Annotated in this window: 10 protein-coding genes; 1 reads left to right on the top strand and 9 read right to left on the bottom strand. The window is 59.2% G+C overall.

Annotation, left to right across the window (positions count from 1 at the left end):
* Positions 1-9 precede the first annotated feature (9 nt).
* Positions 10-1653: an ABC transporter permease gene (locus tag ACFORG_RS13295; protein WP_386736049.1), complete on the bottom strand. Its 1644-nt coding sequence runs from the start codon at positions 1651-1653 to the stop codon at positions 10-12.
* A 153-nt stretch (positions 1654-1806) separates the two neighbouring features.
* On the opposite strand from ACFORG_RS13295, the gene ACFORG_RS13290 reads away from it, so the two are divergent.
* Entirely contained in the window at positions 1807-3432 is a 1626-nt protein-coding gene (locus ACFORG_RS13290; protein ID WP_386736016.1) for a Na/Pi cotransporter family protein, read from the top strand.
* Here the strand turns inward: ACFORG_RS13290 and ACFORG_RS13285 are convergent.
* The 8 genes from ACFORG_RS13285 to ACFORG_RS13250 all read right to left on the bottom strand — a co-directional run bounded on the left by ACFORG_RS13285 (position 3423) and on the right by ACFORG_RS13250 (position 12477).
* A complete protein-coding gene (locus tag ACFORG_RS13285) occupies positions 3423-4643 on the bottom strand; it encodes a phenylacetate--CoA ligase family protein (RefSeq protein WP_386736015.1) in 1221 nt (406 codons plus the stop codon). The genes ACFORG_RS13290 and ACFORG_RS13285 overlap by 10 nt on opposite strands.
* Before the next feature lie 189 nt (positions 4644-4832).
* Complete coding sequence (locus tag ACFORG_RS13280) at positions 4833-5675, bottom strand: ABC transporter ATP-binding protein (RefSeq protein WP_386736014.1); 843 nt, start codon at positions 5673-5675, stop codon at positions 4833-4835.
* A gap of 113 nt (positions 5676-5788) precedes the next feature.
* Positions 5789-7069 carry an ABC transporter substrate-binding protein gene (locus ACFORG_RS13275; RefSeq protein ID WP_386736013.1) on the bottom strand — a complete coding sequence of 427 codons (1281 nt, stop codon included), beginning with the start codon at positions 7067-7069 and terminating at the stop codon, positions 5789-5791.
* A 77-nt stretch (positions 7070-7146) separates the two neighbouring features.
* Entirely contained in the window at positions 7147-8223 is a 1077-nt protein-coding gene (locus tag ACFORG_RS13270; RefSeq protein WP_386736012.1) for a branched-chain amino acid ABC transporter permease, read from the bottom strand.
* On the bottom strand, positions 8224-8484 hold the full coding sequence (locus ACFORG_RS13265) for a hypothetical protein (protein ID WP_386736011.1): 261 nt from the start codon (positions 8482-8484) through the stop codon (positions 8224-8226). It lies immediately after the preceding gene.
* Positions 8485-8581: 97 nt separating this feature from the next.
* On the bottom strand, positions 8582-9568 hold the full coding sequence (locus tag ACFORG_RS13260; protein ID WP_386736010.1) for a branched-chain amino acid ABC transporter permease: 987 nt from the start codon (positions 9566-9568) through the stop codon (positions 8582-8584).
* 26 nt (positions 9569-9594) lie between these two features.
* Positions 9595-10413, bottom strand: coding sequence for an ABC transporter ATP-binding protein (locus ACFORG_RS13255; RefSeq protein WP_386736009.1), 819 nt, complete (start codon positions 10411-10413; stop codon positions 9595-9597).
* Positions 10414-10503: 90 nt separating this feature from the next.
* A complete protein-coding gene (locus tag ACFORG_RS13250) occupies positions 10504-12477 on the bottom strand; it encodes an AMP-binding protein (RefSeq protein ID WP_386736008.1) in 1974 nt (657 codons plus the stop codon).
* Between the last annotated feature and the right edge of the window lie 234 nt (positions 12478-12711).

Here is a 12711-nt window from a genome sequence, read left to right as displayed (position 1 = left end):
AATGCGGGCTTAAGGCCGCTTGCCGACCTGACGACAGATCAGGATAACCGGTAACAAACCGACGGCCAGAATGACCAGCGAAGGCACCGCCGCCCCCTCGAGACGCTCGTCGGCGGCCAACCTGTAGGCCTGTACGGCCAGCGTATCGAAATTGAATGGTCGCATGATCAGGGTTGCTGGCAGCTCCTTCATCACGTCGACGAAAACGATCAGCAATGCGGTCAGCAATGAGGGGGTCAGTAGCGGCAGGTGAATACGCCGCAAGGTACCCAACGGCCCCTGCCCCAGCGACCGCGCCGCAGCGTCCATGTTGGCATGCACCGTCGCTTGACCACCCTCGTAGGCCGACAAAGCCGCGGCAAGGAAGCGGACCATGTAAGCACCGACCAATAGCCAGATCGACCCCGTGATCAACAAGCCAGTCGAGATATCGAACGTGGCGCGCATCCACGCGTCGAAAGCATTGTCAAAGGCAGCAAATGGCACGATGAGGCCAACGGCAATAACGCCGCCCGGTACGGCATAGCCAAGCCGCGCGATGTAAGCCGCCCAAGCTGGCCCACGCCCCGGGCTGAGTCGCTGAAAGAACCCGACGCAGATCGCGGCTACAAGGGTTACCACGGCGGCGACCCCTGCCAGCGTGATGGAATTTCCGATGAAATCCATGTAGCGGCGCGACAGCAGGTTCTGCTCGGAATCCAGTCCCATAGCGACAAGGATGACAAGCGGAAGCACAAATCCCAGAAGTACGGGGATCGCGCAGAGCAAAAAGGCCAGCGCCGCGCGCATCCCCTTTAGTTCGGACGGCGGTAAGCCAACATGCCGCCGACCAGTGTGATGGTACTTGGCTTTCCCGCGCTGCACACGTTCCAGAACGGCAAGGAAAAGCGCGAAACCCAACAGGCATAGCGCAAGCTGTGCCGCCGCGGCCCGATCCGCCATCGAAAACCAACTGGTATAGATCCCGGTGGCGAAGGTCTGCACTCCAAAATAGGCAACCGTCCCGAAATCGGCGATTGTTTCCATCACGGCAAGCAGCACTCCACCTGCAATGGCAGGTCGAGCCGTGGGTAGAGACACTCTCCAGAACGCGGACCAGGCGGAGGAGCCCAAGGCACGCGCGGCGAGAAAGGCCGACGCGCTTTGCTGCAGAAAGGCCGCGCGGGCCAACAGATATACGTATGGATAAAGCACGAGAATGAGCATCACCGCAGCCCCGCCGGGCGAGCGGATCTCGGGGAACCAATAGTCGCGAGGCCCCCAACCCGTCACATCGCGCAGGGTGGACTGCACGATACCGGGATGATCGAGAACGAACGTATAAGCATATGCCAATACGTAGGCGGGAAAGGCCAGCGGCAGGACCAGCGCGATCTCCAGCAACCGAGAGCCGGGAAATCGTGTCATCGTCACCAGCCAAGCCGCCCCGACGCCGATTACGAAGGTTCCGGCCGCGACTAGAACGACCAGTAGAAGCGTTGTCCCGGCATAACGCGGCAGAACCGTCTGCATCAGATGGCCGACTGTCTCGGTTCCTCCGGTTACGGCTGCCAATGCGACGGCGACCATCGGCAATAGACAGGCCGCCGCAATCGCATAAGCAACCACCGCGAGTAGGCGCGGCGCGTGCCGTCTTTTGCTGTGACGTGGGATAGTAGCGGTTCGGGTCTCGGTCACGGTCTGCCTGCGGGTCCGTTCTTGGGGCGTGTATCTTACAAACTCGCTCGGGTTTCCAGCGAGTTTTGGGGGAGCACCTCCAGGTTCGCCTGCCTTGGCTCCGGATACCGGCGAGTCCATACTCGCCTGATGACGAGCCAAATTCTCGTGGCCCTTGGCGGGGTCGGGTTGTTTCTTGTCGGAATGCACATGTTGTCCGGCGGCCTACGCGGTTTGGCTGGCAAGCGACTGCGCGCGTGGTTGGCCCGGTTCACCCGCACACCATTGAGTGGGGCCGTAACAGGTGCGACGGCGACGGCAGTCATCCAGTCGTCGAGCGCCACGACCGTAACGGCGATCGGTTTCGTCAGCGCCGGTCTTTTGACGTTTCCGCAGGCGCTGGGGATAGTATTCGGGGCAAACATCGGAACAACGATCACCGGATGGCTGGTAGCCATTCTCGGCTTCAAGCTCAATCTGGGCGAAGTCGTGCTGCCGCTTGTGCTGGTCGGAGCCCTCTTGCAACTACTGAATCGTGGCGGGTGGGCTCAATTAGGCCAGGCGCTGGCTGGCTTCAGCCTGCTTTTTATTGGGATCGATGCGATGAAATCGGGCCTCGAAGCATTCGAAGGCATCTTGACCCCGCAGAGCTTTCCCGAGGACACGATCCTTGGCCGGCTACAATTGATCGGTATCGGTATCCTGATCACCCTTGTGACACAATCCTCCAGCGCTGGCGTCGCGACCGCACTGGCCGCATTGGGCGCCGGAGCCATCAATTTTCCGCAAGCGGCGGCCTTGGTTATCGGGATGGATGTCGGCACGACCTTCACCGCGCTCTTGGCAACGGTTGGTGGCTCGACAATGACCCGGCGCACCGGAGTCGCCCATGTCATCTATAACCTGATGACGGCTGCCATGGCGTTCTTGTTGCTGCCTTTCACGTCCGCTTTGTTCGCGGCCTCAGCAACAGATCCGCAGATCGGCCTTGTCGCTTTTCATTCGACCTTCAACTTCATCGGCGTTGTGGCCGTGATCCCCTTCACGAACCAGTTTGCACGATTGATCGAATGGCTCGTCCCATCCACTGGCCCGCGCCTGACAGCCCAACTGGATACGGCCGCCTTGGCAGTACCATCGATTGCGATCAAGGTCGCGGCGGACACTGTTGAAACGGTGGCCCGTTCCCTTGCTGACTACCTTGCGGGCGCGCTGGGCAATTCCGCAGCCACTCATTCCGATACTCGGTGGTCCGGCGAAGATTTCGACAACGCCATTTCTGAAACGCGGGCATGGCTGCGCGAGATACCCGCGATGAACCTGCCACCGGAGGAGAGGGAGGAGCTTGAACAAATCGTTCACACCTTGGACCATTTGCGGCGCTTGCAGTACCGATGCGAACAACATGAACGGATCCGACTGGTTCGCGAAACAGTCGAGCTTCGACCCTACGGAATGGATCTTTCAGCCCTTTGCACGACTCTCGCCGATGACGGAGCAACACATGTGACCGCGGACGCACTGGACAGGTATCGCAAGGAATTGCGCCAAGCCCGACGCACTGTGCGAAAAGGGTTTGTCGAACAGGCGGCCCAGGGGCGGATAGGTTACGAAGAATCTGCTGACCGAATGGATGCTCTGCGATGGCTGCATCGGAGCGGCTATCACCTCTGGCGCATTGCCTACCACTTACACGCGATTCGACCAGCATGGTCCGCCGGTAACACGCCACGGCCATTGGACATGCCCGTGGCGATGCAACCGGATCAATCGTAGACGCGCTGATCCTCGATCACGAGCCCGTCCTTGGGCAGACTGCCCGGCGGCACGATCTCGATCGCACCCTTGAGTTTCAGCACCTCAGCTACGGTCTTGCCATAGACTGCGTCGTCTCCACCGTCGGCTTCGATCCGCACTGTCATGGCATCCATCTCACCTTGCCGGGTCGCGATCACGCGCGCCTTTACAATCTCGGAGTGCTTGGCAACCAGCGCCGCAACCTGTTCCGGACGAACGAACATTCCCTTGATCTTGGTGGTCTGGTCGGCACGCCCCATCCACCCCTTGATCCTCAGATTGGTGCGTCCGCAAGGCGACTGACCAGGCATGATCGCAGAAAGATCGCCCGTGGCAAACCGGATCAGCGGATAGTCCGGATTGAGAGAGGTCACCACAACCTCCCCGACCTCGCCCGGAGCCACCGGGGTTCCCGTTCCCGGCGTAACGATCTCGACGATCACATGTTCGTCAACGATCATCCCCTCTTGCGCGGGACTTTCGTAAGCGATGTTGCCCAGATCGGCAGTGGCATAGCTTTGCAGGCACAAGATCCCGCGGTCGGCATATTCCTGTCGCAGCGACGGAAAGAGTGCCCCGCCCCCCACGGCGGCCTTCGTGAAGTTCAGCTTGACCCCCATCTCCTCGGCCTTGTCGAGGATGACCTTCAAATAGTCGGGAGTTCCGGCATAAGCCGTCGAGCCGATATCGCGGGCGGCGGTTACCTGCAGTTCGGTCTGGCCCGTTCCCGCCGGCAGAACCGCGGCCCCTACGGCCCGCGCCCCGCTTTCAAAGATCATTCCGGCTGGCGTCAGATGATACCCAAAGCAATTCTGCACAATGTCACCTTGGCCGATCCCCGCCGCGTGCAGGAACCTGCCCATTCGCCACCAGTCATGCTCTACCCCACCCGGCTCGTATATTGGCCCGGGCGACTGAAAAATGTGCGCGAACGCATGGGCGGGTTTGGCCGTGAAACCACCGAAAGGCGGGTTTTCGGCTTGAGAACGTCCCAATTCGGCCTTGCGCAGAACTGGCAGCGCGGCAAGTGACTCGACACTTGTTATCGTCTCGGCCTCCACGTCGGGCAGGGTCGAGCCAAAGCCGGACGTCTGTACAGCGCGCGTGATCTGCTTGGGCAATTCGCGAGACAAATCAGCCGCGCGCTGATCCTCGGAACGGTTTTCGAGTTCGTCGTAGAACTGTGTCATGGACGCGGCCTCCATGCCTTTGTGTCGCGGGTTTGGCGACGGGATACTTGAATGAAAACTGGTTCGATTTGCGGCGTCAGCGTTTTCGTAACGCCGCATATCAGTGAGTCGATTGCTGCGCGCATCTGCGCGACAAACCCGGTGAAACGGCGAAACAAGAGGCCGGGGTCGCGCAGCACATCAGCCTCCTTACAGCCAACGCTTGCGCCGACGGTAAGAGCGCACGTCACGGAAGCTTTTGCGCCCTTCATCGGACATGCCCAGATAGAACTCCTTGACGTCCGGGTTCTCTCGCAAATCCTTGGCCGGGCCGTCCATCACGACGCGCCCGGACTCCAGAATGTAGCCGTAATGGGCAAAGCGCAGTGCCACATTCGTGTTCTGCTCGGCCAGCAAGAAGGTATAGCCCTCCCCTTCGTTCAGAGATTTGACGATGCCGAAGATCTGTTCGACCAACTGCGGGGCAAGGCCCATCGACGGTTCGTCAAGGAGGATTGTTTCCGGGCGCGACATCAATGCCCGTCCAATTGCACACATCTGCTGTTCACCGCCGGAGGTGTAACCCGCCTGGCTACGGCGACGCTCCTTGAGGCGGGGGAAGTAGTTATAGACCATCTCCAGATCGGCATCGATCGCACCCTTGCCATCCTTTCGCGTATAGGCGCCGGTCAGCAGATTTTCTTCGATCGTAAGGTGTTCGAAACAATGGCGTCCTTCCATGACCTGGACCACGCCACGCTCGACAAGATCCGAGGGGCTTAGGTCCTGAACCCGCTCGCCCCGGTAAGAGATCGAGCCTTTGGTGACCTCGCCTCGTTCCGATTTCAAAAGGTTCGATACGGCCTTGAGCGTCGTCGTTTTGCCCGCTCCGTTACCGCCCAGAAGCGCGGTGATACCCCCCTTCGGAACTTTGAGGCTGACGCCTTTGAGCACGAGGATCACGTGGTTGTAGATCACCTCGATGTTGTTGACCTCGAGCAGGGTGTCTGCCTGCACCTCGGTTTGTGTGGTGTCTGTCGCTGCGTCCAGCATGTATGCTTGTCCTCATGCGCGTCCCCGGTGTGAACCGGGATTGTTTAGTGTGAGACGGCGGCGTACCGCCGTCCCGGCAGGTACCCGGCGCACTAGGCCGGGACCCGTTCAGATCAACACTGCGGCTCGATGCTGTTTTCCTCGGCATAGGACTTGCTGTCGGCTTCGACCAATGCGCCCAGAACCTCCTGATCGGTCGGAGCGAAGTCCGAGATCATCGACCAGGTCTTGCTATCGGCATCCCACTGCACGACGCCAACCATGCCGTCACCACCATGGTTTTCGCAGGAAGAGGTAAACGTAGGACCGAAATTCGGCAGGCCGAGAGAGGCCATCCGTTCTTCGGTCATGTCGAGCGCTTCCATACCGTCCCGCATCATCGCAGGTGTGATATCGGCGGTGCCGTGGATTTCCTGGGCTTCCTTCACGGCCTCGGCCGCCAGCATGGCCGCATAGAGCCCGCGGTTGTACAGCACGTTACCGATCTGGTCGCCCGCACCAGCAGCCTTGCCGGTATCAACAACATATTGCTGGATGTCGTCGAAGACGGGGAAGTCGCTGCCGACATTGTGGAACGTCAGGGCCTTGTAACCATCCGATGACGCACCAGCCGGCAGCACGTCATGCTCGCCGCCGGACCACCAGATGCCAATGAAGTTCTCCATCGGGAAGCGAATGTTCGCGGCTTCCTGGATGGCGACCTGGTTCATGACGCCCCAGCCCCACATGACCACGTAATCGGGGCGGTCTCGCCGGATCTGAAGCCACTGCGACTTCTGCTCCTGGCCCGGGTGATCGACAGGCAGCAACACCAGCTCGAACCCGTGCTTCTTGCTAAGTTCTTCGAGCGTCCGGATCGGCTCCTTGCCATATGCCGAGTTGTGGTAGACGAGCGCGATCTTCTTGCCATCGAGGTTGCCCTCGTTCTCCTCCAGAAGATAGTTCACCGCACCCGATGCACCGTCCCAGTAGTTGGCGGGATAGTTGAAGGTATGGCTGAACACGTTGCCGTTCTTGGCGGAGGTTCGACCATAACCAAGGGTGTGCATCGGAATGCCGTCAGCGGTGGTCTTGGGGATCAGCTGATAGGTGATGCCCGTCGACAGCGGCTGATACACCAGCGCGCCCTCGCCCTTGGTCGATTCATAGCATTCGACACCCTTCTCGGTGTTGTAGCCGGTTTCGCACTCGATCACGCGTACCGGGACGCCGCCAATACCGCCGTCACGCTCATTGAGCAGTGTGAAATAGTCGGCATAGCCATCGGCGAACGGGATGCCGCCGGCTGCGTAGGGGCCAGTACGATAGCTGAGCGACGGGAACACGAGGTCCGCCATAACGGGGCCCGCGGCCATCACGGCGCCCAGCGCCAGAGTGGTCAGTTTCAATGTCATCGGCTTTTTTCCTCCCTTGGTATCGTCCGATGGTGAACGGGGTTCCCCGACCCCGCCTAGAATTCGCCTTCCCCGCATCAATGCGGGAAGGGCCAGAGCCGAAGCTTTTCCTTTGCCACGCGCCACAACTGGGCAAGCCCGTGCGGTTCGAGGATGAGAAACAGAATGATCAACGCGCCCACGATCACAAGGTTGAGATGCGCCACGATATCGGTGGGCCAACCCAACATGTCGGCGCCCACGACCTTCAGAACCACCGGAAGCAGCACGAGGAAGGCCGCACCGGCGAACGAACCGAAGATCGAACCGAGGCCACCGATAATGACCATGAATAGCACCAGGAACGATTTCTGAATGCCGAATGCTTCGCCAACCTCGACAGCACCCAGATACAAGGCAAAGAACAGGGCACCCGAGATTCCGACAAAGAATGAGCTGACCGCAAAGGCGGACAGTTTGGCCTTCAGCGGGTTCACTCCGATGATTTCAGCCGCGATATCCATGTCCCGGATAGCCATCCAGCTGCGGCCAATCGTTCCACGGGTAAGATTGCGCGCGATTATGGCACTGGCAGTCAGGAAGATCAGGCAAAAGAGGTAAGTCGCCCAGGCCGGAGCATTCGGGCCGGTAATGATGATTCCAAACACGTCACGCTCTGGCGCATTGATCTGTCCGGAGGCCGAGTAATTGTAGAACCACGGGACCCGGTTGAAGAGCCAGACCAGGAAGAACTGGGCTGCCAGTGTCGCCACTGCAAGGTAGAACCCTTTGATCCGAAGGCTCGGCAATCCAAAAAGAACGCCAACACCCGCTGTTATTCCCCCCGCGAGGAGGACGTGAACGAACATCGACACCTCGGGAAAGGCCGTCATCAACTTGTAACAGGCGTAGGCTCCGACAGCCATGAAGCCGCCCGTACCCAATGAAACCTGTCCGCAATAGCCAACCAGGATGTTCAACCCGATCGCAGCGATCGCATAAATCAGGAAGGGCAGAAGGATGGCATTTGCCCAATAATCGTTGATGAAGAAAGGGATGATGCCAAAGGCGACCGCCAGCACGAAATAGTAGCGATACCGATCGAACCGTATCGGAAAGGTCTGGCTGTCATCCACATAGGAGGTCTTGAAGTCCCCCGCTTCACGATAGAACATTTACGTCCCGCTCCCTTCGGACTGCGCGCGCTCGCGTGTCGCTGCGTCGAGTTGATTACTTCGTTTGGCGTATCCGCTCTCTTCCGAGGCGCGGACCAACCGCATGTAGGCGAGGATCCCGGTAACGAGCCCGGCAAAGGCGAGCACCGCCGCGATCACCAACTGCCCGCTGGTCAGCCCCTCCGCACTGATCGCCAGGTAGCCGAAGGCCCAAAAGCCCGACCAGGCGATCACGTTCACGATGGCGACCAGCTTCGTCATTCGTTTCCTCCCATAGAGCGTGAGCCCTTGCGATGGCTCCGGGTGGGCGGGTGTCGTCGTGCCCTCATTGGGCGCGACGCAGCCGCCCTCCCGGGGCCTAGACCCTTTCGATGATTTTCTCTCCGAACAATCCCTGCGGACGGAACACGAGGAAAACCAGGGCCAGAACATAGGCAAACCAGTTTTCGGTCGCTCCACCGACCAGCGGACCAATGGCGAATTCAAACAGTTTTTCACCGACACCGATGATCAATCCACCAACGATGGCACCCGGGATCGAGGTGAACCCACCCAACATGAGAACCGGCAGTGCCTTCAGGGCGATGAGCGACAGCGAAAACTGGACGCCGGACTTCGTGCCCCACATGATTCCCGCCACCAGCGCGACGAAACCCGCGACCGACCAGACCAGCACCCAGATGAAGTTCAGCGAAATGCCGACAGAAAGTGCGGCCTGATGGTCATCCGCAACCGCGCGCATTGCACGTCCTTGCTTGGTGTACTGGCTGAAAGCGACCAGCGCAGCCACCAGTAGCGCTGCAATGACCGTGGCAACGATATCGAGGTTGTCGATAAAGAACCCGTAGTCGAATATCTCGAAGGTACGCTCGTCGATCCAGATGTTGATGCCTTGCGGCAATCCCACGTCCAAGGTCTTGATCTCGGACCCCCACATCAGATCAGCCACACCTTCCAGGAAATATGCAAGACCGATGGTCGCCATGAACAGGATGATCGGTTCCTGCCCGATCAGATGGCGCATCACGAAGGTCTGGACCGCCCAGGCCAGCAAGACCATCACGGCCATCGTCAGCACGATCGCGAGTATCGCCGGGATCTGCCAACCGAAATGGGTGATATGTGCTCCAAAGATCGCGTTGATCAGATGGGCAAATGGAACCTGCCCATTCATTATGCCCACCAGCGTCATCGCGGCGAACAGTGCCATCACGCCTTGCGCATAGTTGAAAATGCCGGACGCCTTGTAGATCAGCACGAAGCCAAGCGCGACGAGCGCATAGAGGACCCCGGCCATCAGGCCGTTCAGGATCACCTCCATCGCGTATACGAGTTGTTCAGGCATGTCTGCCGTTCCTCCCTGTCAGGCGATCAGTCATGCGAAACGCCAAGATAGGCGTCGATGACTTCTTGGTTGTTGCGGACCTCGTCCGGTGTGCCGTCGCCGATTTTCTTGCCGTAATCCATGACCACGACGCGGTCGGACAGGTCCATGACCACGCCCATGTCGTGTTCGATCAGTGCGATCGTGGTTCCGAATTCGTCGTTCACGTCCAGGATGAAGCGGCTCATATCCTCTTTCTCCTCGACGTTCATACCGGCCATCGGCTCGTCAAGCAGAAGTAGTTTGGGTTCGGCGGCGAGAGCGCGCGCCAGCTCCACCCGCTTTTTCAACCCATATGGAAGGCGTGCAACCGGGGTCTTGCGGATGTGCTGGATTTCGAGGAAGTCGATGACCTTTTCCACGACTTCACGGTTCTCCGTTTCCTCCCGCTCGGCCTTACCCTTCCAGATGGCTTGCGCAACGACGCCGGATTCCATGTAATTGAGTCGACCGGTCATCACATTGTCCAGAACGCTCATGCCTTCGAACAGCGCGATGTTCTGGAAGGTGCGCGCGATACCTTGACGCGCAACCTCGTAAGGCTTCATCGGCGGACGTGGTGCGCCACGGAACCAGACTTCGCCCTCTTGTGGCACATAAAAGCCCGAGATCACGTTGAGCATCGACGATTTCCCGGCACCGTTAGGCCCGATGATAGCGCGGATTTCGCCTTCCCGGATGTCGAAACTGATATCCTTGATTGCGACCACCCCCCCGAACCGCAGGGTGATGTTCTTCATCTCCATCACCACGCCGCCGATCTTGCGACCGTCCGCGGTGACATATCCTTCGGATGCGTCAAGCATCGTGAATTTCCTTTCCCTCGATGAAGGTCCCGAAAGCGGGATGGCGGGCGGGGCGATGCGCCAACAGGCGCGAGCGGCGCTCCGTCATCCTCACTCCGCTGCCACTTTCGGCGCCTGAACGGGTACAACCGGCGCGTCTATGATCTTCAGCGTCGCGCTGATCGACCCCTTGCGCCCGTCTTCATAAGTCACTTCAGTCGTGGTCGAGATCTTTTCCGACCCGTCATACAAGGCTTTGATGATATCGTCGTATTTGTCCTCGACAAAGCCACGACGCACCTTTCGCGTGCGGGTGATTTCACCGTCATCGGCATCAAGTTCCTTGTGAAGCACGACGAAACGGTGAACCTGGCAGCCCGACAACATTTCGTCTGCCGCGACCGACTTGTTAACCTCTTCGACGTGGGACCGGATGGAGTCGAGCACCTTTGGGTGACCTGCTAGCTCTTGGTAGGATGCATATGCGATGTTGTTGCGCTCCGCCCAGTTGCCGACGGCGTTGAGGTCGATATTGATGAACGCCACGCAACGGTCGCGGTTGTTGCCAAAGACCACGGCCTCCAGAATATCCGGGTAGAACTTCAGCTTGTTCTCGACATATTTGGGCGCATACATCGACCCATCAGCCATCTTTCCGACGTCTTTCGCGCGGTCGATGATGCGAAGATGGCCTGTGTTGTCCTCGATGAAGCCCGCGTCGCCCGTGGCCACCCAGCCCTCGGCATCCTTGGTCTTGGCCGTTGACTCGGGATTTTTGTAGTACTCCACGAAAGTGCCTGGTGAGCGATAAAAAATCTCGCCGTTTTCATCTATCCGGATTTCGACATCCGGCGCCGGGACGCCCACGGTATCGGCGCGGACTTCCCCATCGGGCTGCACGGTGATGAACACCGTCGCCTCGGTCTGGCCGTAGAGCTGCTTGAGGTTGATGCCAAGCGACCGATAAAACTCGAAAATCTCAGGTCCGATCGCCTCACCCGCGGTATAGCCCACACGGATCTTTCCGTATCCGAGCGTATCTTTGAGAGGGCCGTAAACCAGCGCGTTGCCGATGGAGTATTTCAGGCGGTCCAATGCGCCGACAGATTGGCCGTCAAGGATGCGTGGGCCAACGCGTTTCGCGTGATCCATGAAGTAGTGGAACATGCGGCGCTTGAGGCTTCCAGCATCTTCCATACGGATCATCACATTGGTCAGCTGCGTTTCAAACACGCGCGGCGGAGCAAAGAAATAGCTTGGCCCGATTTCGCGCAGATCGGTCATCATCGTGTCCTGGCTTTCGGGGCAGTTCACGCAGAAACCGCACCAATAGGCCTGGCCCACAGAAAAGATGAAGTCTCCGACCCATGCCATCGGCAGGTAGGACAAGATGTTCTCGCCACGGGTGAGCTTGTCGAACTCTGCCGAGTTCTTGGCGCTTTCGATCACGTTGCGATTGGACAGTACCACGCCTTTCGGTTTTCCCGTGGTACCGGACGTGTAGAGCATGACGCAGGTACTGTCGTAGGTGAGTTTCTCGCGACGCGCCTTGAGGTCCGTGATCCACTCGTCATACGCCGCGCGGCCCTGATCCTGCACGTGGGAGTACTGGTGCAGCGTGTGGTGGTCGTATTTCCGCATCCCTCGCGGGTCGAGGTAAAGAACGTGCTCGAGCTGGTGCAGGCGATCCTGAACCTCGATCACCTTGTCGACCTGCTCCTGATCGCCCGCGATCACATAGCGTGCACCACAGTGTTCAAGCACATAGGCCATCTCTTCGGCAGCGGAGTCGTGATAGACTGGTACCGGCACGGCGCCCACTGACTGCACCGCCACCATCGACCAGTACAGGTAGGGACGGTTGCGACCGATGATGGCAACGAAATCGCCCTCATTCACGCCAAGATTGATCAGCCCGAGCGCCAGCGCCTCGATCTCTTTCTCGGTCTGTGCCCAAGTCCAGCTCTGCCAGATCCCGAACTCTTTTTCCCGATAGGCAGGCGCGTCCCCGAACTGGGCCGCATTGCGTTGAAGCAGGGCCGGCAGGGATTGAGTCCCCGCGGCGCCCGACTGCGTCTGAGCCAATTTAATCCTCCTCCCGATCACGGGCCCCTCCTTGGGCCCGGACGTCACCGCGCTCCAATGCGGCAGCGCGATTCTGTTCCAGATTAGGAACGCTGACAGTGGTCGCGGTCAACTTTTTCCTGATGTTGTCGCAATTCTTACGAATTGTAACAGGCCTTCGGGTATCGCCTTGCGAACCGCTGCGAACACGCTGGAAGCCGCTTTGGCACAGTTCTATACTTCGTCCGCTTGCCC

Origin of the sequence: Lutimaribacter marinistellae, from assembly GCF_042648365.1 — a bacterium.
GTDB lineage: Bacteria > Pseudomonadota > Alphaproteobacteria > Rhodobacterales > Rhodobacteraceae > Lutimaribacter_A > Lutimaribacter_A marinistellae.
Note: the sequence above shows the minus strand (reverse complement) of the source record. Positions and strands in the feature narration are given on the sequence as shown.